The organism is Pantoea sp. ARC270 (assembly GCF_003236725.1).
Lineage (GTDB): Bacteria > Pseudomonadota > Gammaproteobacteria > Enterobacterales > Enterobacteriaceae > Pantoea > Pantoea anthophila.
Window position 1 is genome coordinate 16,215 of the sequence record NZ_PUGA01000031.1, and the last position, 19,020, is coordinate 35,234.

Below are 19,020 nucleotides of genomic sequence, written 5' to 3' on the forward strand. Positions count from 1 at the left end.
GTCGCCACCTGTTTACGGGAATCCCACATTTAATGAAGACCTCTATAGTTGCCAAGCTGGAAGCCCTGCAGGAGCGCCACGAAGAAGTGGAAGCGATGCTGTGGGATGCTGGCGTGATTGCCGATCAGGAGCGTTTCCGTGCGCTGTCACGCGAATATGCTCAGCTGACCGATGTAACCCGTTGCTTCCGCGACTGGCAGCAGGTGCAGGAAGATATCGAAACCGCTCAGCAGATGCTCGATGACCCCGAAATGCGCGACATGGCGCAGGAGGAGTTACAGGCGGCGCGCGAGAAGGGCGAAACCCTGGAGCAGCAGCTGCAGGTGCTGTTGCTGCCAAAAGATCCCGATGATGAACGCGCCTGTTTCGTTGAAGTGCGCGCCGGTACCGGCGGTGATGAAGCGGCGATCTTCGCGGGCGATCTGTTCCGCATGTACAGCCGCTATGCTGAAGCCCGCCGCTGGCGTGTGGAGATCGTCAGTGCCAACGACGGTGAACACGGCGGATACAAAGAGGTGATTGCCCGGGTGACCGGAGAGGGTGCCTATGGGCGCATGAAATTTGAATCTGGCGGACACCGCGTGCAGCGCGTACCGGAAACAGAATCGCAGGGTCGTATCCACACCTCGGCCTGTACGGTCGCCGTAATGCCGGAGATCCCGGAAGCGGAACTGCCGGAGATCAATGCCGGCGATCTGAAGATTGACACCTTCCGCTCATCGGGCGCAGGCGGTCAGCACGTCAACACCACCGACTCCGCGATTCGTATTACCCACCTGCCAACCGGCATCGTGGTGGAGTGTCAGGACGAACGTTCACAGCATAAAAACAAAGCCAAAGCGCTGGCCGTGCTGGGCGCGCGCATTCACGCCGCCGAAATGGCCCGCCGTCACGCGGCGGAAGCCAGTACCCGCCGCAACCTGCTGGGCAGTGGCGATCGTTCCGACCGCATCCGTACCTATAACTTCCCACAGGGGCGCGTGACCGACCACCGCATCAACCTGACCATCTACCGTCTGGATGAAGTGATGGAAGGTAAAATCGACAGCCTGATCGAACCGATTGTGCAGGAGTACCAGGCGGATCAGCTGGCGGCGCTGGCTGGTCAGGATTAATGGATATTCGTCACTGGCTGAAACAGGCGACCGCCACGCTGTGTGGTGGCGACAGCCCGAAGCGTGACGCGGAGATCCTGTTAGGTTTCGTGACCGGTAAATCGCGCAGCTGGCTGATCGCCTTCGATGAGACCGTGCTCACGGAAGCACAGCGCGAACAGCTGGATAGCCTGCTGGCACGTCGTGCCCGGGGCGAACCGGTGGCGCATCTGGTGGGCGAACGGGAGTTCTGGTCGCTGCCTCTGCGCGTCAATGACGCCACGCTGATCCCGCGTCCTGATACCGAACTGCTGGTGGAGCAGGCGCTGACGCGTCTGCCTGCCACCCCGGCGGCGATTCTGGATATGGGCACCGGCACCGGGGCGATTGCACTGGCGCTGGCCAGCGAGCGTCCCGACTGTCAGGTGACGGGCGTGGACCGGATTGACGCCGCCGTCGCGCTGGCCCGCACGAATGCGCAGGCGCTTAACCTCACCAATACCACCTTTCTGCTCAGTCACTGGTTTCGCTCCCTGCCGCCGCAGCGGTTTGCGCTCATCGTCAGTAACCCGCCCTATATCGATGCCAGCGACAGTCACCTGGCGCAGGGCGACGTGCGCTTTGAGCCGCGCAGTGCGCTGGTCGCCGACGAAGCGGGGCTGGCCGATCTGCGTACGCTGATCGAGCAGGCCCCCGCCTGGCTGCTGCCGGGAGGCTGGCTGCTGCTGGAACATGGCTGGCAGCAGGGCGAGGCGGTGGCAGCGCTGATGCAGCAAAACGGCTATCAGGCCGTCGAAACCCTTGAAGATTACGGCGGCAACCCGCGCGTGACCCTGGGACAACTTCTTACCTGAAAGCGCTTGAGAAAAGGACGCAGCATGATCGCTTTTTATCCCCTGATTAAAAATCTTCACCTGGTGACGGTCTGGATCACCGTAACGCTGTTTCTGCTGCGTTTTTACTGGCTGCGGCGCGGCTCACCCCTGCTGACGCGGCGCTGGGTCCGCATTCTGCCGCACGTCAATGACACCCTGTTACTGCTGAGCGGCGTCGCACTGGTGATGATTACTCACTTCTATCCCTTCACACCGCAAGGAAGCTGGCTGACGGAGAAGCTTTTAGCGGTTATCATCTACATCGCCTTAGGATTTGTGGCATTGAGTCGCCGTCCACGCACTGATCGCACCCGCTGGATCGCTTTTCTGGTGGCGTTAATCGCCCTGGTGACCATCATTACGCTGGCGCTGACCAAAATGCCGTTATGGGGATAGCATGACCTCGACCGAACAATTAGATTTCAGCCAGACACCGCTGTGTGAAGCGGTGATTGGCGCAACGCAAGCCATCCGCGCCGATTTTCCGGCGATCTCGGTGGAAGCGCAGCTGGCGGCGTTAGTCGCCGAAGCCCGTGATTATGTCAGCCACACGGAAGATGCCGATCTGCAGCTCGAAAAGCTGCTGGAGCTCTTCTATCGCCAGTGGGGATTTGGCGGTGCCAGCGGTGTCTACAATCTCTCTGATGCGCTGTGGATCGACAACGTTCTGCGGACCCGTCAGGGCACCGCGGTCTCACTGGGCATCATTCTGCTGCACATCGCCGCCGAGCTGGACCTGCCGCTGATGCCGGTGATCTTCCCGACACAGCTGATTCTGCGTGCGGACTGGATTGATGGCGATAAGTGGATGATCAATCCGTTTAACGGGGAAACCCTCGATCGGCACACGCTGGAAGTGTGGCTCAAGGGCAATATCAGCCCGACCGCACGCCTGTATGATGACGATCTCGACGAAGCCAAAACCGTCACCGTGATGCGCAAGATGCTCGATACCCTGAAAGCGGCGCTGATGGAAGAGAAGAAGATGGAGCTGGCGCTGAACGTCAGTCAGGTGCTGCTGCGTATCGACCCTGACGATCCCTATGAGATCCGCGATCGCGGTCTGATTTACGCGCAGCTGGAGTGCGAACATATCGCGCTGAATGATTTAACGTACTTCGTTGAGCAGTGTCCTGAAGACCCGGTCAGCGAAATGATCAAAGTTCAGATTCATGCAATCGAACAAAAACAGGTCACGCTGCACTAAGCGGACCCACTGAAAAGGAAAGGGCATGACACAGAAAGTCGTGAGTATTGGTGATATCAAAGTAGCAAACGATCTGCCGTTTGTGCTGTTTGGCGGGATGAACGTGCTGGAGTCCCGTGACCTGGCGATGCGTATCTGCGAACACTACGTGAACGTCACCGGTAAGCTGGGTATTCCTTACGTATTCAAAGCGTCCTTTGATAAAGCGAACCGTTCCTCGATCCACTCTTACCGTGGCCCGGGTCTGGAAGAGGGAATGAAGATTTTCCAGGAGCTGAAGCAGACGTTCGGTGTGAAGATCATCACCGATGTCCATGAAGCCGCTCAGGCGCAGCCGGTTTCTGAAGTGGTCGATGTGATCCAGCTGCCCGCCTTCCTGGCGCGTCAGACGGATCTGGTGGAAGCGATGGCGAAAACCGGCGCCGTGATCAACGTCAAGAAGCCGCAGTTCGTCAGCCCTGGCCAGATGGGTAACATCGTGGATAAGTTTGCAGAAGGCGGCAACGAGCAGGTTATCCTGTGCGATCGCGGCAGCAACTTCGGCTACGACAACCTGGTTGTGGACATGCTCGGCTTCAACGTGATGAAGAAAGTGACCCGAAACAGCCCGGTCATTTTCGACGTGACCCATGCGCTGCAGACCCGCGATCCGTTTGGTGCGGCATCAGGCGGTCGTCGTGCCCAGGTGGGTGAGCTGGCGCGTGCGGGTATGGCGGTCGGCATTGCCGGTCTGTTTATCGAAGCGCATCCGGACCCGGACCACGCCCTGTGTGACGGTCCTTCCGCACTGCCGCTGGATAAGCTGGAGCCATTCCTGGTGCAGATGAAAGCGATTGACGATCTGGTGAAAAGCTTCCCGGAACTCGATACCAGCAAATAAGTCTGCGGTATAAAAAAAAGAGCGAGAAATCGCTCTTTTTTTTCGCCTGACGTCCGGTGCCGTTACAGCATGATGGTCATCAGATAGCCGATAAACAGGGCCAGATGCGCCGCGCCGTTCAGGACATTGGTACGGCCGGTGGAGAAGGAGATCTGACACAGGATCAGGGACGCCATCATAATCACCATCTGCGGCGGCTCCAGACCAAAAATCAGCTCCTGTCCGGTCAGGGTGGCGATGATGGTCACGGCCGGCACCGTCAGGGAGATGGTCGCCAGCACGGAACCGAAGAAGAGATTCATGGCGCGCTGCACCTGATTCATCAGCACCGCCTTAATCGCGCCCAGGCCTTCCGGCGAGAGGATCAGCAGGGCCACCAGGAAGCCGGTGAACTGCGCCGGAGCATTCATCTCTGTCAGCAGGCTTTCCAGCGTATTCGCGTTCATCTTGGTCACGGCAATCACCGCAATCAGATGTACGATCAGCCAGACGGTGTGCCAGATGCTGCTGTGCGCCGAGGGTTTACCGTGATGCGGGTCACCGTCGTCACTCTCATCCTCATGCTCATAGACGAACAGGCTCTGGTGGGTTTTCGTCTGAATCAGCAGGAAAACGCCATACATCGCCGCTGAAATAGCCGCAATCAGCAGTGCCTGGGTGACAGAGAAATTCCCGCCGGGCAGCGCGTTGGGGAAGACCAGCACCAGAATCGCCAGCGGGAATATCGCGATCAGATACTGCTTCACGCCGGCCAGATTGACGTACTGGGTCGCAAACTTATTGCCTCCCAGCAGCAGCGCAAAGCCCACCAGCCCGCCGGTCACGATCATGACAATCGAATAGAGCGTATCGCGCATCAGCCCCGGCGCCGCATCGCCCGTGGCCATCAGCGCCGAGATCAGGCTCACTTCAAGAATCACCACCGAGAGGCTCAGGATCAGGGAACCATAGGGTTCGCCAAGCCGGTGAGCCAGCACGTCGGCGTGACGCACCACGCTGAACGCGCTGCTCAGGATGGCGACCAGTGCCAGCAGGTTAATCCCGACGACCACCGGAAAAGAGGTCTGCGCACCAAAAAAATAGAGGATACCCAGCGTGATAATCGGAAATATCAGCGAGAATTCCTTGTGACGTGTTTTTTCATGTGAAGGCATTCACCATCCTCTCTGGTTAATGATTGTCCGACGCAGCGCGAACTGCTGTTAGAAATATAATCAGTTTTGGAGCAGGGCGCAGTTTATCTTTTCACCGGCCCGACAGGGAAAAATTTACTGCTTTTTACTAAAATGCAATAAACGATTGAAGCTGCATTAACCTGAAGTTATCCCGAATAATGTAATAATAATCAGTCTGCAACATTCCCTATCAGCCAGGCTGATCCTGGGATTCTGTGCCTGAAAATCCGCAGTTAATTTGCCTTTGTTGCGGCTGTAGGCGGTTTTCAGTCTGAAACAGGAATAAGTGACGATTTGAAATTTTGCGCAGTTGCGCCAGGCTTAACAGGAATCCGTCAACAGAGGAGCCGTTATGCCTTACGCCAGCCGAAGCGATTTACCTGACAACGTTAAGCACGTTCTGCCTGCCCACGCCCAGGATATCTATCAGCAGGCGTTCAACAGCGCCTGGGATCAGTATAAAGAGGCGGAAGATCGACGCGGCGATGATTCGCGGGAAGAGGTGGCACATAAAGTGGCCTGGTCCGCCGTCAAAAAAGAGTATGAAAAGGGCGATGACGACAAGTGGCATCCGAAGCATTAACCCTGCTGCTTCTCCGCACCGCCTGAGGGCCGGCATCAGCTGGCCCTTTTTTTCGTCTGCGCTATCAGGTTTATCTGGTTTTTTTTAAGCTGCGACCCGCCTCACGCTTGAAACCCCGCGCGAAAATAGATTAATGTCAATTTCATGACCGAAACGCCAGAAGCCTCTGGCGAGCAGGTGACAGGAGCTGGTGCGCAGGACGCTGTTGATGTTGAGGAGGTCGCATTGCTTACCCGGGAATTTCTGTTAAAAGCGGATTGTAAAACGTCGTTCGGGGATATCGAAGAGACGCTGCTCTGGAGTTGCGAGCAGCGTGCGGCGTCGCTGGCCGCCACGCTGGCCTGCCGTCCCGATCACAGCCCGGTCTGGATTTTTGGCTATGGCTCGCTGATGTGGAACCCGATCTTTGAGGCGGATGAGGTCGCGTCCGGTTCGCTGGAAGGCTGGCATCGCGCGTTCTGTCTGCGACTGATTGCCGGTCGCGGCACCGCTTCCCATCCCGGCCGCATGCTGGCGCTGAAGCAGGGCGGCAGAACCAGCGGCCTGGCCTTTCGCCTGCCGGAAGCGCGCCTGCATGAAGAGCTGACGCTGCTGTGGAAGCGTGAGATGGTCACCGGCTGCTACCTGCCTACCTGGTGTGAGCTCCAGCTGGATGATGGCCGCAGCGTCACGGCGCTGACCTTTATTATGGACCCGCGTCATCCTTTGTATGAGTCGGACTCCTGTCCGGATGCGGTTGCGCCGTTAATTGCCGTGGCCAGCGGCCCGCTCGGCTCGAACGCGCAGTATCTGTTTGCCCTGGAGGAGGAGCTGACCCGCCGCGGCATGGAGGAGGAGGGGCTGAGCCGACTGGCGCATCAGGTGCGGACATTACAGCAAGCCTGCCTGAAACAGGCCTGACACTCCGCTTTCCTTCTTAACAGAGAAAGGGCGCATCCTCGTGCGCCCTTTCTCTTTTCTGCTGCAAGCCCGCGAAACTCAGTTACCCGGATTGATCAGCCAGGTGCCGGGCTTATCAATGGTCAGGGACTGAGAGTGGGTCACGCTGCCATTGTGAATATCGATTTTATACTGACCCGCCGCCAGGTTCAGCGCGGCAAAGCCACTGCTGCCGGGTTTGACCTCCACCGGCTGGCCGTTAAGCACCACGCTTTCGCCGCTCTCCAGCTTAAGGTAGACGGTTGCCAGCGCGGCGGGAACGGCGGCCGCTGACGGCGCAGAGGCGGGCGCCTGCGTGACGACCGCTGAGGAGTCTGCCGCTTCCGGCGCGGCGCTGTGACGGTTCGCCAGCCAGACGGCGGCCCCGGTCGCCAGCACCGCCACCGCAGCCAGTGCCAGCAGGGCGGGCGACAGCCGGCGCGCCGTGCGCGGTGTCACCGGTTCAGCCGACGCTGCGGCGTGATTCATGGCCATCACCACCGGCGGCGCGGCCTCGACCGGCTCCTCCACCCGCGCAGCAGGCGGTTCACCGGGAACCGGGAAGCTGTTGACCACGGCTTCCACATCGCTGACCGGCAGATCAATCAGCGCCGCAAAGGCATCAATCGTCTGCGGGCGATCGCCCGGCTTCATCGCCAGCGCGCAGTCAATCGCATGGAGCAGCGGCAGCGAGTAGCCCTCTGGCTGACGTTCCACCAGCGGCTGATAGTTATCTTCAATACAGCGCACCACGCTGACCGGCGGCGGATTATGGGTAATCAGGCTGTGCAGCACCGCGCCCAGCGCGTAGATGTCGGTCCAGGGGCCCTGTTCAACTTCTCCCTCTTCGCTGTACTGCTCAATCGGCGCAAAACCGGGTTTGAGCATGATTTCCGTTTCATCAGAGAGGTTGCCAATCTCTTTGCGCGCCGAGCCGAAATCGAGCAGCACCGGCAGCTGATTCTCCTGAATCTGGATATTGTCGAGCGAGATATCGCGATGCAGATAGCCCGCCTGATGAATGGTGCTGATCGCCCCCAGCAGCGGAGGCAGCAGGCGGCGTATCCAGGCTTCAGAGATCGACTCCGGGCTGGTGAGCTGCCACTCCTTCAGGGTCATGCCGCTGTAATAGAGCGTGCCCATATAGGCCGTGCCGTTCTGCTCCCAGAAGCGCAGCACGTGCAGCAGGCCCGGATGGTTAAAGCGGGCCAGCAGGCGCGCTTCCTGAATAAAGCTGTTCAGACCGGCATTAAAGAGCTTCTGAAAACGCTCACCGCGCAATTCCAGGGTGAGATCCGCAGCACGGACGGCCAGCGACACCGGCATATACTCTTTAATGGCGATGGTGCGTTCGAGCTGATGATCCCAGGCGCGATAGACGATGCCGAAGCCGCCGCCGCCAATCACTTCCTTGATCTCAAACTCGTTAAAACGGTATCCGTCAGGCAGGGCATTCGGAACGGTTTTCGGATTTTCATTTGCCGACATAGTGAACTCTCTGTACACGGCCTGCTCGCCAGGCTGCGCGGTAATTAATTGATGTTACGCCAGGCACCAATGGCAGGATCAACCAGATCCGCGTGCAGGGTGTCGATGAGTAACACATTCACTTTTTGCTGTGGCATGAAATAGGGCGCCCACTGGCTGCGCAAGGTATCGACCCGCGATTTCACAGCGTCAGCACTCTGCTGCGCAGCATTCTTATCCATTTTGATTAACAGGGCCCCGTTGAAGCGCCAGACGTGATGCTGGTCATCAAAGGGCAGCACCAGCCAGCTCTCTGCGGCGTCCGCCCGGGTCACGATCATGCGCTGATTATTGGCGGCAATCACTTCCAGCCGGCTGTCCGGGATCGTCAGGTTGGCGATGGGATAGCCCTGATAGAAGGTGACGGCGACCGGCGTTTTCTGATCCGGTGTAACCAGCGTCATCTCACTTTTGCCTTCTGCCCAGCCATCCGGCGAGCACTGCTGCTTGCTGACGTCCGGGATGAACAGGGTGTGAGCATGTTCATCCCAGGCGGTACGAAAATGACAGCCGCTGGGCAGATCAAAGTGTTGCAGCGGCGTGCTGTCAGCCGGCCGCGACAGGTCCAGCGGCGCGGCGTTGCTCTCACTGGCGCTGGCGGTGGCATCAGCCATCACGATAGGCCGCCAGTTCTGCAGCTTGCTGGCACTGCCGCTGGCCAGCACGCTTCCCTCTTTACTGGTCATCTGCCAGGGCAGCACATCCAGCAGGCCGCACTGGTTGGCGAGCAGGGTGCCGACGCGCGGCAAAAAGGTGGTCAGCACCGCCGAATCCTTACTCTTGCCAGAGACGATGCGCAGCGGCAGCGTCTCTTTACACCAGTCGTCAGGCGCTTTGCTGACCACATCATCGATATAAACCTCCAGCTCCAGGCTGGGGGAGTAAACCACACGATAATTTTCAGCCTGGGCGTGAAAGGCCATCAGCAGAGTGATGATGCCGGGCAACCACAGTTTCATAAGGATCCTTGGAATCAAAAACGAGGCGGCAGAAAGCGCGCCGAATCAGCCAGTGAATAGAGCAGCGTGGCCTCTTCCGGCTCACCAATCCAGACCGCCAGTGCGCTGAGATTATCTTTTTTAACGTTGCGGCTGACCGCCTGCTCCATCAGCGCCAGCCACTCTTCGCAGGCATTCACCATGCGCAGCGCCTGTTCCATTTCGCCGGTGGTCAGATTCAGCCAGAAGCCGTCGGTACAGACCAGAAAGGCGTCACCATCCTCCAGCGCCATCTCCTGTGAAAAGCTCACTAAGCGAGGCGGCTCAGCACCGAGCGCATTATAAAGTAAATTACTGTTAATGCCGGTATTTTCATAGCCTGCTTCTTTCAGCTGCTGCGCCAGACTGTGGTCACGGGTCACCTCGTTGAGCACCCCCCGGCGGAAGTGGTAAACCCGGCTGTCACCCGCATGGGCCCACCATGCACGCTGTTTTTTACGGTCAATAAACAGGGCCGCCAGCGTGGTGCTCATACGTGAAAATTTCGGATTTTTACCCTGTGCCTCATGCAGCGCCAGACGGCACTGCTCAATCGCCTGATGGGTGATTTCCGGGGTAAAGGCGTCGTACGCCTGCAACTGACTCAGCAGGGTGTCGCGCACCAGCTGAGCCGCCATCTCGCCGCCCGGCAGACCGGCGACGCCATCGCACACCACAAAACAGGCTTTATGGTCATCCAGTTCAGCGCCGGTGCGATCCTGATTCTCATCGCGGAGTCCCTGCTGGCAGCGACTGGCAAACACAATCTTCATGCTTCATCTACCCGCGTCTGAGAATCCTTATACTGGTTAACTTCCATGTCATAAGCATGAAGAAACGCTTCGCCAAACAGCGTATGGAAATCATCCTCGATCTCCCCGGCGGTGCGCTGATAGTTACGGGTAAAGTAGTCCCACAGCGCCGCTTTCTTCACGGTGGAGAAGGGCAGTTTAGAGACCACGCCGTCGGCGCGCGCCTGCTCCTCCAGCCGCTGCGGATTAAAGGATTGCAGCATCGCGGCGATGATGGCGCGGATGCCGGCAATCATGCCCAGCTGGTGGGCCTGCAGATCGACCAGCGCATCGCGCACCGCCTGTTCCGGCGGCATAAAGCCCGGCATCTGGCTCTGATACATCTGCATCAGCACGGTCTTCCCGGAGGGCAGGATCTTAAACGGGTTGTTGGCCTCGTTGAGGATCATCGTCATGTCTGCCTTCACGCCGCGCTTGAGAATGGAGCGCGAGGAGAGCAGCGCGACCGTGCCCTGCGAGAAGAGACTCAGCATCCGGCCCGTAATCCGCATCTGCTCTTCATCAATCGGCGTGGCGTGCCCGTTGCTCAGCCCCATACCGTCCAGCAGCGCGGCGATGAGCCGATCCTGATCCACCGGCTGGGCTGTCAGCGTGCGGCGTGGCTCACTCGCCTGCGGGTCGATGGCCAGCCGCGCATCGCTGTGGCGTTCGTGGCGGGCGGGCGCCGCCTCGCTGACCAGCAGCCGCGCCTCAATGTCGTGATGTTCGTGAATGCCGAGCGGATTGGCGGGCTGTGCACTGTCACCGGCAAACAGCGCCAGCGGATCGCTCTGGGCGGCGTGGCAGGCAGGGTCGCGCACTTCCAGCGCATAATCGCCGATCCGCAGCGCATCGCCATGTTTCAGCAGCACCTGCATGCCGCGTCCCAGGGTAATGCCGTTGTGCTCCACTGGCGTCACGCTGCCCTGATTGGTCAGGCGACACTCGCCCTCCTGCGACAGATGAACCAGCGCCTGCAGACGCGAAATGGCGCGCGTCTCATCGGGCAGTACCAGATCATTATCCTGACTGCGGCCAATGGTGCCGCCAGGCGGCTGAAACGCGACGCTTTTGACCGGAACATCCGTAGTGCACTGCACAATGGTAAATTGCATGAGTTATCCCAGATTAAACGGCAAACGCATCCGGCCTCATTCGAACATCGGCGGATAGAGGCCATTACGTCCCGGCTGTGAACCTGCCGCCGGGTTGAACAGTAACGAAAACAGTTGCGCGGTGAGGTTGCCGCTATGCTTGTGGGTCGCATGCACAAACCCGTCACTGCGATTACTCCACCAGTAGCTCATATGCTGCTGCGGGTCGAAGCGTTCCGCCACTTCACGCCAGCTCAGCGTGCAGGGCAGGTCCTGAAAACCGATCACATCCATGATTTCAGACGGCTTGCGGGCGGGCACCAGCAGCGGGGGCAGCGCCTGAATCGCCTGCTCCAGCTGCTCGCCGTTCAGCGGCGTCTGCACCGCCCGTAACAGCGTGGCACCCAGATCCTGAAACCAGTCACCGGAGATCCGCAGCTGCGCCGGATGCCACTGCGCCAGCGGAAAGCTGTGCAGAGCCAGCAGCGGCCAGGCGCGTCCGACGCGGTCACAGGAGGGCAGCAGGCAGCCCATCTGTATCTGTGGCCGGGTGGCCGTCACCGGCAGAACAAAGTTCCACACCGGCGCATGGAGAAAATTCGCGCTGATCGCATACGCCTGCTGATGCCAGTGCATCAGTCCCTGCTGAAACCAGTGATTCCAGGGACTAATCTGCTGTTCGCTCAGTCGATGGTGCAGAAAGTCACCGGTCGACGGCAGCTTGCCATACCAGCCGGGGGCCGTGTAAGCAGCCATGTTTACCTCACCATTACTCGCTATGCGAGGAAAATTGCGGGGCAGCGTGCCGGGGCGTCGCCGCCAGCACCGGGCCCGACTGGCCCGCAATGTTCAGATTTTCCGCCAGTTTACGCATCATCAGGGCGTTGTCGCGGGCATAGGGCGACGACTGAATCTGCTGATCCAGCAGCTGGCTCAGGTGCCAGTCGAGCTGCTGAAGATCGCGGGCGCTGACCGAATCGGGCAGCGAGCGCTGTAAGTTCTGCAGCAGCCAGGCCCGTAAAAATTCGCCATCATAATTACGCGGCTGATAGAGCATCTGATAAGCGCGCAGCGCATTGCGGCTGTAGGCGTTATCGTCACCCGGATCGTTGCGCAGGATATTGGTGATCTGCTGGGCCACGCGCGGCAGCAGCAGCGACTTGAGCGCATTCTGATACAGCACCCAGGCCGCATCGCTCACCTGACTCCCGCGATATAAGCCCGCCCGCATAGTAAGCGGTGGATTATCGAGAGAAAAACGCGGCGAGAGCGGCAGCTTCACCAGGTTATTCAGAAAGGGTAGCAGATCAAAAATATTATCTGCAGGCTGATGAATGACCTGCTGACTCTGCGACCGGATGGCCGGCACCCGTGCCGCCACCTCCTGCAGATAGTGCTGATTCTGATAGTAGCTGAGGCACCACAGGCTGGAGGCGATCAACAGCGCGCCCGCCAGCACACCGTAGCCAATCCAGTGGAACAGCTGATTGCGGTACTCCCAGCGGCGATTGCTGCCCGCCAGGCCGCTCTCTTTAAAAATCAGATCGCTCAGCAGATCGCGGATAAAGAAGCTCTGGCCTTTGTTGCCGGGGATGGGGCGGCTGCGGTTAACGCTGTCCCACGCCGCGATGGAGTGATCGCCCGCCTGGCGCAACTGCAGCTTACGGCTCAGTTCACCCATCACCCGATCAAAGGGCAGCCCCTCCTGGGTGCCGCTGGTGAAGAAGAGGCCACGCGGACTCCAGGCCACCGCATCCTGATGGTCAGAAAAGACGATATCCAGATATTCGTTCAGCAGCGGGCGCAGTGAGGCGAACTCCTGCGGGAAGAGGAAACACTCCGCGCGCTGGTTCAGGTCGCGCTCCTGGGTCATCTGATCCGCCAGCTGCTGCTGAAGCTGCTGCTCCAGCCGCTGAAACTGCTGATCAAAGTGGTGATGCCAGTCACTCTTTGGCGATTTGCCCGGTTCACGGTTAAACGTGAAGCCCCAGATGGCGTCACGCCGCGCCTTATCCATCGAGCCAAAATAGCTCATAAAGCCTTTCAGCAGGTCGGTTTTGGTCACCATTACATAGACCGGGAAATGAATGCCGGTCTGCTGATGCAGTTCCGCCATGCGCTCACGCAGGGCGCTTGCCTGAGCGAAACGCGCCTCGGCTGAGTCACTCAGCAGGTCGGCGACGCTGATGGTCATGATGACGCCGTTAATCGGCTGGCGGGTGCGGTAGCGTTTGAGCAGATTGATAAAACTGTGCCACTCCGCGGCGTCGCGCACGCGCTGGCTCTCCTGCAGCGCATAGCGACCGGCGGTATCAATCAGCACGGCGCTGTCGGTAAACCACCAGTCACAGTTGCGGGTGCCGCCGACGCCGCGAATGGCATTTTTTCCCAGCGTGTCGGTCAGCGGAAAGTCCAGCCCCGCATTCAGCAGCGCGGTGGTCTTACCGGCACCGGGGGCCCCCATCACCAGATACCAGGGAAGCTGATAGAGGTAGCTGGCGTTGACGCGCGCCAGCCAGCCGCCACTGTGGCGGCGGCCAAACTGCGTACGTTTCAGCTGCATCACGGCTTCACTGAAGCGCTGATTGAGCCGCTCTTCGGTCATCTGACGCTCGGCCGGATCTTCATTGTCGGCCAGCTGGAGCTGCGTCAGCAGGCGGCTGTTAAACCAGGCGCGATAGAGTGACGGGATCAGCTGGAACAGGATCCAGAGAAAAAAGAGTGCGCCGACGGTGAGCTGGCGGGGCAGCGCCGGTTCCAGAGGACGTGACTCGTCCCATGTCCAGAACGGCCCCAGCATCCAGACCAGGCAGCTCAGCGCCGTGACGCCGATAAAACTCCACAGCAGGCGGTGGGTTAACAACAGACGAAGTGAGGCGCGCATTATCGGGCTCCCTGGTGATTACTGAGCGTTTCAGGCGCGGCAAAAAGGGTAATTTCTACGCGGCGGTTGCGGGTCCGGTTTTCGCTGCTGTCGTTGGGCAGCAGCGGGTCGCTGTCGCCGCGGCCTTCAGAGCGAACCGTATGGCCGTCAGCCAGCTGCACCTGCAGAAGCTGGGTGATGGCGCGGGCGCGGGCAAAGGAGAACTCGTAGCTGGAGGCAAAGCGGCTGTTATCCACCGGATGATCGTCGGTAAACACCGACACCAGAATGGTGCCTTTCACATCATTCATCGCGGTTGAAACACGAGCCAGCAGCGCCCGGCCTACCGGATTGATGACCGTGCCCTGCTGGGCAAACAGTTTATCCGCCGGGATAATCACTTTACTGCCAAACGCGCCGTCGCTCACTTCGAGCTGACCGGCCGCGATGACATCGTTCAGGCGCTGACGCAGATCGAGCAGCGCCTGCGGCGAAGAGGGGCGGCGTCCGGCGGTGATCTGCGGCAGCGGCGTCTGATAAATGGTGCGCAGCAGCGGCTCCGCCGCATTGCCGAGTCGCCAGTTCAGGCCACTATAGATCAGGCAGCCGACCAGCGCGACCAGCATGGCGCACGCCCAGAGCGGCACCATCGGGCGGGCGAGGGTGCTCACCAGCGGATGCACCTCCACCAGCGGCGGTTGCGGGGATTCGCGCTGCGCGCGGGTTTCATCTATCAGGGTTTTCAGGCGTTTGCGGATGCCGTCGCACTGGGTTCGGCCATTTTCGTTGCCGCGATAGCGCCCCTCATAGCCCAGCAGCAGGCAGTAGTGAACCACCTCCAGCAGCCAGAGGTGCTGTTGCGGGCTCTGCGAAATGCGTGACAGCAGCTGAAAAAATTTCTCGCCGCCCCAGCTTTCATTATGAAAGGTGACCAGCATGCCGTTGCCCGACCAGACGCCGCGGGTGCCCCAGGGGGTCTGGGCTGCCGCTTCATCCAGCGCGCTGCAGATGCAGTAACGCGCGCCGATAATCATCTCAAACGGCAGTCCGGCCTGTTTACAGCGCTGTTCGAACTGGCGGATTTCATCGATCAGAGACTGACGCAGCCCGGCAGGGTCGTCATGGGTGGCTGCCTGACGAATCTGCACCACCGCGTTCAGCAGGGGGGCTGCAGCCTGAAGTAACAGATTCTCATTGCCTGAGGGGGACGCCTCACGCGCAGGGGATTCCACAGTCATTACAGTGTGATCTTCCAGCTAATGGCAAATGCCTGTGCCCGCAGCACGGGACGGTGCTGCGGGCAATATGCGCCGGATTTCATAGTCAGTCTAAGATCCAGGTCGCGGTATCGTTAGTGCGGCAGGCTTTGCTGGCGCCGCCGACGGCCACACAGACCTGTTTCGCTTTGCGGGGACGGGGGCGATCGCTCTGCACGGTGGCGTCATAACGACTGCTCTCCACGCCCGCTTTCAGTGGGACGTAACCGATTAAAGGGCCATCAGCCTGGTCAGCAATCGCCAGCCAGCTGTGTTCTACATTGCCTAATACTTCAAACGGTTTACCCGTTTCGAGATAGCGAACCACCTTGCCGCCGTAGTCGGGTGAGGTCATCACGGAGGCGCCATAAAGCGCACGCCAGGTCTGATTGACCGGCTCAAAGGCAGTGGGTGCCGCGACAGCGTGTCGATGGACCAGTTTGACGCCGTTAATTTCGCTGGTGACCAGCGTATCGTCAGTGACGGGCGGCGGCGGGGCCTTACAGCCTGCCAGGGTAAGTACCGCCAGCAGCGTTAACGCAAGACTCTTTTTCACCATGTTCCTCGTGATCTCATCAAAGTATCTGCATATTGCCAGGCCCGATGCAGAAAACGCTGATTCAGGCGCCGCATCGTGCTGAAAGTCTGTTTGTTAAAAAACGGCCAGATTACATCGGGATAGTAACGCGTTTAGTCTACCTAAGACTTTTGAGATTTCAAACCATTGCGCCTGCTGCCGATGCGTGATAGCGGGCGGTTCCGGGGCGTGATACGCCCTGAAAAAAGCCGCGAATAAAGTGATAGTTAAAGCGAACTGAATGATCGCACAGACAAACTGATTGATAACGTGGCTTCCCATTCTGACACGCAATGGGTTCGATGGGAAACTATTAAGTATCACTAACCTTTTATTGCCGGAAAATTTTCCCGGCGCAGGAAAAGAATCTTTTCAAAATCAGAATTTCCGGGGCGGTTTATGCCGCTTTTTTTCGGAAAGCGGCACGCCTTTTGCTTCAGAAGGATTTTACGGCGCGGAGAGATGAAAAATGGCTGACGCCCTGGCCTGGCTGCAGGCTTCACGTGAGAGCGATATCGCCAGCCTGCAGCGGCTGCTTCAGACCGGCGAGCTGATGGCCGCCGTCAGCGAACTGGTTCATCGGCTGCAGCGGGAACGCGGCGCCACTAACCTCTGGCTCTGTTCGGACGGTGCGCTGTTCAGCGCAGAGCGTGGCGCCCGTCAGCAGGCGGTGAGTGAGGCGCTGCAGCACTTTTATCAGGCCCTTCCGCCCGCCGTGGCCCAGCCTGGCTTCAGCCGCTTCTGCAACCTGATTGCCACCGCCCTGCAGGCGCTGGAGGGGTTACCCGCGCTCCGTCAGCAGATCAGCCTGCGTGAACGTGAGCAGGCCGCCGCGATGGCCGCCTTTAATCAGGTGATCCGCACCTTACTGAATCTGGTTTTTGAAGCGGCCGACACCGCCAGCCATCCCGACATCTCCCGCGCGCTGATCGCCCTGTTCAGTTTTATGCAGGGCAAAGAACTGGCCGGGCAGGAGCGGGCTATCGGTTCCGCCGGTTTTGCGGCGCGACAGTTTACCGACGGGCAGCGCAGCCAGATGGTGGCGCTGATTGCGGCGCAGGAGCAGAGTTTTACCACCTTCCGGCAGTTTGCCGACAGCACCGCCTGTGAACGCTGGCAGCCGCTGGCCCAGGCCAGCCGGGACATCGAACGTCTGCGGCGTATCGCCTGCACCGGCGGCCCCTGTGAGGAGAACGGTGCACTGCACTGGTTTTCTCTGCTCTCAGAGCGGCTGGATCAGATGAAAACGCTGGAGGATGCCCTGACGGCCACGCTGATGCAGCGCTGTCGCGCGGCCATCGACCAGGCGCAGCAGCAGGCGACAGGGCAGGTTGTCCAGGGGGAGAGCACCTTTGCGCTCTATGTTTCCGGCGCTGACTGGCTGCCCGGCGCGGCGGCGCTCGACAGTGACGGACTGGCACCCCAGCTCGGGCGCTCGGTGCTGTCACTGATTAGCGAGCAGTCGCAGCGTCTGCAGCAGCAGGCGGATGAGCTGGCATCGATGCGCGCCTCTCTCGACGAGCGGCGGGTGGTCGATCAGGCCAAACACTGGCTGATGCAGCAGCAGGGTTTCAGCGAAGAGGCCGCGTGGCAGGCGCTGCGCAAAAGTGCCATGAATCAGAACAAGCGGATCGTGGAGATCGCGCAGGCGGTGCTGGCGGTCGCCGCGACGCTGCGCAGCTAACCCGGAAGAGGTAGCTGCACAACCGCCGTGCGCAACCTGCGTCACAAACGTGCAAAAACGGTCAGATTTTCAGCAGAGGGAGGCCGGTGAACCGCCATTGACGGCGTTGAAAAAACTGGCACACCCTTTGCTTTAGCCTTACAGAGAGTATGCATTGCGCCCGCCAATGGCGGTGGGATCAGTGCTTTGGATAAAGGCGTCCATCCGCAGGCTTCGGTCTGTCGGAGGACGCCTTTTTTTATTTCTGTTCAGGGGCAACATGATGAGCAAACCGTCATTTTCACTGACACGACGTCAGGCACTGCTTTCCGGCGCGGCGCTGGGCGCAGCCTGGATCATTCCGGGATTACGCAATGCGGTCTGGGCGGCCGGGTCGGACGCGCCGGAAAAAGCGCAGGTGCGGGTCGGATTTATTCCGCTGACCGACTGTGCGCCGGTGGTGATGGCGTCGGTGAAAGGCTTCGATAAAAAGTATGGCCTGACGCTGCAGGTCAGCAAAGAGGCAAGCTGGGCGGCGGTGCGTGACAAGCTGACCTCCGGTGAACTGGATGCAGCGCACGTGCTGTACGGCATGATCTACGCGCTGCAGCTTGGCGTGGCGGGGCCACAGCACGACATGGCCAACCTGATGACGCTCAACCATAACGGCCAGGCCATTACCCTGTCTAACCAGCTGAAGGGCCAGGGTGTGAGCGATCTGGCGAGCCTGAAAAAGGCGGTCGACAGCCGCCCTAAAGGCAGTCTGACCTTCGCCCACACCTTTCCCACCAGCACCCACGCGATGTGGCTCTACTACTGGCTGGCCAGTGCCGGAATTAATCCGTTTGAGGATATCCGCACCGTGGTTGTGCCGCCGCCGCAGATGGTGATGAACATGAAGATCGGCAACATGAGCGGCTTCTGCGTCGGTGAGCCGTGGAACCAGCGTGCCATCAGCGACAGCATCGGCTTTACCGCCGCCACCAGCCAGCAGATCTGGCCGGAGCATCCGGAGAAAGTGCTCGGCACCCGCGCGCAGTGGGTGAAAGAGAACCCCAACACCGCCCGTGCGCTGACCGCCGCCGTGCTGGACGCCGCGCGCTGGATCGACGCCTCAGACGATAACCGCCGCGAAACCGCGCAGGTGCTGGCCGGACGCGCCTGGATCAACACCCGCGTCGACACGCTGCAGGGGCGGATGCTGGGCCAGTATGAGAACGGTCTGGGCCAGACGTGGCAGGACGCCCATCCGATGCGCTTTTTCGACAACGGCAACGTCAGTTTTCCGTGGCTCTCCGACGGCATGTGGTTCCTGACCCAGATGAAACGCTGGGGCCTGCTCACCCACGATCCCGATTACCTCGCGGTGGCCCGCCAGATCAACCGCCTCGATATCTATAAAGAGGCGGCCAGCGCGGTGGGCCAGGTTGCCGTGCCCGCCAGTGAGATGCGCAGCAGCACCCTGATCGACGGCAAAGTCTGGGATGGCAGTGACCCTGCCGCCTACGCCGCCAGTTTCGCTATCAAACGTTAAGAGAGG

Annotated in this window: 18 protein-coding genes; 9 read left to right on the forward strand and 9 right to left on the reverse strand. The window is 59.8% G+C overall.

Annotated elements, in window-relative coordinates:
- Window positions 1-32 precede the first annotated feature (32 nt).
- From prfA to kdsA, 5 genes are read left to right on the forward strand one after another with little or no spacing between them, the layout of a single operon-like run.
- Window positions 33-1,115, forward strand: a complete 1,083-nt coding sequence (prfA, locus tag CKF42_RS14870) for a peptide chain release factor 1 (RefSeq protein WP_111208523.1) — start codon at window positions 33-35, stop codon at window positions 1,113-1,115.
- Window positions 1,115-1,948, forward strand: a complete 834-nt coding sequence (prmC, locus tag CKF42_RS14875; RefSeq protein ID WP_111208524.1) for a peptide chain release factor N(5)-glutamine methyltransferase — start codon at window positions 1,115-1,117, stop codon at window positions 1,946-1,948. The genes prfA and prmC overlap by 1 nt, the downstream gene beginning before the upstream one ends.
- A 24-nt stretch (window positions 1,949-1,972) precedes the next feature.
- Window positions 1,973-2,365, forward strand: coding sequence for a SirB2 family protein (locus CKF42_RS14880; protein WP_009090625.1), 393 nt, complete (start codon window positions 1,973-1,975; stop codon window positions 2,363-2,365).
- Between the two features lies 1 nt (window position 2,366).
- The gene (sirB1, locus tag CKF42_RS14885) at window positions 2,367-3,176 is read left to right on the forward strand and encodes an invasion regulator SirB1 (RefSeq protein ID WP_009090623.1); all 810 of its coding nucleotides are present in this window, start codon (window positions 2,367-2,369) and stop codon (window positions 3,174-3,176) included.
- Between the two features lie 25 nt (window positions 3,177-3,201).
- Window positions 3,202-4,056 carry a 3-deoxy-8-phosphooctulonate synthase gene (kdsA, locus tag CKF42_RS14890; RefSeq protein WP_009090621.1) on the forward strand — a complete coding sequence of 285 codons (855 nt, stop codon included), beginning with the start codon at window positions 3,202-3,204 and terminating at the stop codon, window positions 4,054-4,056.
- A gap of 62 nt (window positions 4,057-4,118) precedes the next feature.
- Here kdsA and chaA read toward each other — a convergent pair whose 3' ends face one another.
- Window positions 4,119-5,210, reverse strand: coding sequence for a sodium-potassium/proton antiporter ChaA (chaA, locus tag CKF42_RS14895; RefSeq protein WP_009090620.1), 1,092 nt, complete (start codon window positions 5,208-5,210; stop codon window positions 4,119-4,121).
- A 373-nt stretch (window positions 5,211-5,583) separates the two neighbouring features.
- On the opposite strand from chaA, the gene chaB reads away from it, so the two are divergent.
- Window positions 5,584-5,814, forward strand: a complete 231-nt coding sequence (gene chaB / locus CKF42_RS14900; RefSeq protein ID WP_009090618.1) for a putative cation transport regulator ChaB — start codon at window positions 5,584-5,586, stop codon at window positions 5,812-5,814.
- A gap of 225 nt (window positions 5,815-6,039) precedes the next feature.
- Window positions 6,040-6,714 (forward strand): gamma-glutamylcyclotransferase, encoded by a 675-nt coding sequence (locus tag CKF42_RS14905; protein ID WP_162836536.1) that lies wholly within the window; start codon window positions 6,040-6,042, stop codon window positions 6,712-6,714.
- A 78-nt stretch (window positions 6,715-6,792) separates the two neighbouring features.
- Here CKF42_RS14905 and CKF42_RS14910 read toward each other — a convergent pair whose 3' ends face one another.
- From CKF42_RS14910 to CKF42_RS14945, 8 genes are all read right to left on the reverse strand, one after another.
- Window positions 6,793-8,220 carry a serine/threonine-protein kinase gene (locus CKF42_RS14910; protein ID WP_009090615.1) on the reverse strand — a complete coding sequence of 476 codons (1,428 nt, stop codon included), beginning with the start codon at window positions 8,218-8,220 and terminating at the stop codon, window positions 6,793-6,795.
- A 44-nt stretch (window positions 8,221-8,264) separates the two neighbouring features.
- Window positions 8,265-9,218: a hypothetical protein gene (locus CKF42_RS14915; protein ID WP_111208525.1), complete on the reverse strand. Its 954-nt coding sequence runs from the start codon at window positions 9,216-9,218 to the stop codon at window positions 8,265-8,267.
- Window positions 9,219-9,232: 14 nt separating this feature from the next.
- Window positions 9,233-10,009 (reverse strand): PP2C family serine/threonine-protein phosphatase, encoded by a 777-nt coding sequence (locus CKF42_RS14920; protein ID WP_009090611.1) that lies wholly within the window; start codon window positions 10,007-10,009, stop codon window positions 9,233-9,235.
- Window positions 10,006-11,142, reverse strand: coding sequence for a type VI secretion system-associated FHA domain protein TagH (gene tagH / locus CKF42_RS14925; protein ID WP_009090609.1), 1,137 nt, complete (start codon window positions 11,140-11,142; stop codon window positions 10,006-10,008). The genes CKF42_RS14920 and tagH overlap by 4 nt, the downstream gene beginning before the upstream one ends.
- A gap of 36 nt (window positions 11,143-11,178) precedes the next feature.
- A complete protein-coding gene (tagF, locus tag CKF42_RS14930) occupies window positions 11,179-11,877 on the reverse strand; it encodes a type VI secretion system-associated protein TagF (protein ID WP_009090607.1) in 699 nt (232 codons plus the stop codon).
- 13 nt (window positions 11,878-11,890) lie between these two features.
- Complete coding sequence (tssM, locus tag CKF42_RS14935) at window positions 11,891-14,005, reverse strand: type VI secretion system membrane subunit TssM (protein WP_111208526.1); 2,115 nt, start codon at window positions 14,003-14,005, stop codon at window positions 11,891-11,893.
- Window positions 14,005-15,222 carry a type IVB secretion system protein IcmH/DotU gene (icmH, locus tag CKF42_RS14940; RefSeq protein ID WP_111208527.1) on the reverse strand — a complete coding sequence of 406 codons (1,218 nt, stop codon included), beginning with the start codon at window positions 15,220-15,222 and terminating at the stop codon, window positions 14,005-14,007. Before icmH ends, tssM begins: the two co-directional genes overlap by 1 nt.
- A gap of 85 nt (window positions 15,223-15,307) precedes the next feature.
- Window positions 15,308-15,799, reverse strand: coding sequence for a hypothetical protein (locus CKF42_RS14945; protein ID WP_009090601.1), 492 nt, complete (start codon window positions 15,797-15,799; stop codon window positions 15,308-15,310).
- A gap of 487 nt (window positions 15,800-16,286) precedes the next feature.
- Between CKF42_RS14945 and CKF42_RS14950 the strand changes: the two genes are divergently transcribed.
- Both CKF42_RS14950 and CKF42_RS14955 read left to right on the forward strand, forming a co-directional pair.
- The gene (locus CKF42_RS14950) at window positions 16,287-17,501 is read left to right on the forward strand and encodes a nitrate regulatory protein (protein WP_111208528.1); all 1,215 of its coding nucleotides are present in this window, start codon (window positions 16,287-16,289) and stop codon (window positions 17,499-17,501) included.
- Window positions 17,502-17,763: 262 nt separating this feature from the next.
- Window positions 17,764-19,014 carry a CmpA/NrtA family ABC transporter substrate-binding protein gene (locus CKF42_RS14955; RefSeq protein WP_111208529.1) on the forward strand — a complete coding sequence of 417 codons (1,251 nt, stop codon included), beginning with the start codon at window positions 17,764-17,766 and terminating at the stop codon, window positions 19,012-19,014.
- The last annotated feature ends 6 nt before the right edge of the window (window positions 19,015-19,020 follow it).

Coding starts and splice junctions, on each gene's coding strand:
- prfA (WP_111208523.1), top strand. CDS start 33: ATGAAGACCTCTATAGTTGCCAAGCTGGAAGCCCTGCAGGAGCGCCAC.
- prmC (WP_111208524.1), top strand. CDS start 1,115: ATGGATATTCGTCACTGGCTGAAACAGGCGACCGCCACGCTGTGTGGT.
- CKF42_RS14880 (WP_009090625.1), top strand. CDS start 1,973: ATGATCGCTTTTTATCCCCTGATTAAAAATCTTCACCTGGTGACGGTC.
- sirB1 (WP_009090623.1), top strand. CDS start 2,367: ATGACCTCGACCGAACAATTAGATTTCAGCCAGACACCGCTGTGTGAA.
- kdsA (WP_009090621.1), top strand. CDS start 3,202: ATGACACAGAAAGTCGTGAGTATTGGTGATATCAAAGTAGCAAACGAT.
- chaA (WP_009090620.1), bottom strand. CDS start 5,210: ATGCCTTCACATGAAAAAACACGTCACAAGGAATTCTCGCTGATATTT.
- chaB (WP_009090618.1), top strand. CDS start 5,584: ATGCCTTACGCCAGCCGAAGCGATTTACCTGACAACGTTAAGCACGTT.
- CKF42_RS14910 (WP_009090615.1), bottom strand. CDS start 8,220: ATGTCGGCAAATGAAAATCCGAAAACCGTTCCGAATGCCCTGCCTGAC.
- CKF42_RS14915 (WP_111208525.1), bottom strand. CDS start 9,218: ATGAAACTGTGGTTGCCCGGCATCATCACTCTGCTGATGGCCTTTCAC.
- CKF42_RS14920 (WP_009090611.1), bottom strand. CDS start 10,009: ATGAAGATTGTGTTTGCCAGTCGCTGCCAGCAGGGACTCCGCGATGAG.
- tagH (WP_009090609.1), bottom strand. CDS start 11,142: ATGCAATTTACCATTGTGCAGTGCACTACGGATGTTCCGGTCAAAAGC.
- tagF (WP_009090607.1), bottom strand. CDS start 11,877: ATGGCTGCTTACACGGCCCCCGGCTGGTATGGCAAGCTGCCGTCGACC.
- tssM (WP_111208526.1), bottom strand. CDS start 14,005: ATGCGCGCCTCACTTCGTCTGTTGTTAACCCACCGCCTGCTGTGGAGT.
- icmH (WP_111208527.1), bottom strand. CDS start 15,222: ATGACTGTGGAATCCCCTGCGCGTGAGGCGTCCCCCTCAGGCAATGAG.
- CKF42_RS14945 (WP_009090601.1), bottom strand. CDS start 15,799: ATGGTGAAAAAGAGTCTTGCGTTAACGCTGCTGGCGGTACTTACCCTG.
- CKF42_RS14950 (WP_111208528.1), top strand. CDS start 16,287: ATGGCTGACGCCCTGGCCTGGCTGCAGGCTTCACGTGAGAGCGATATC.
- CKF42_RS14955 (WP_111208529.1), top strand. CDS start 17,764: ATGAGCAAACCGTCATTTTCACTGACACGACGTCAGGCACTGCTTTCC.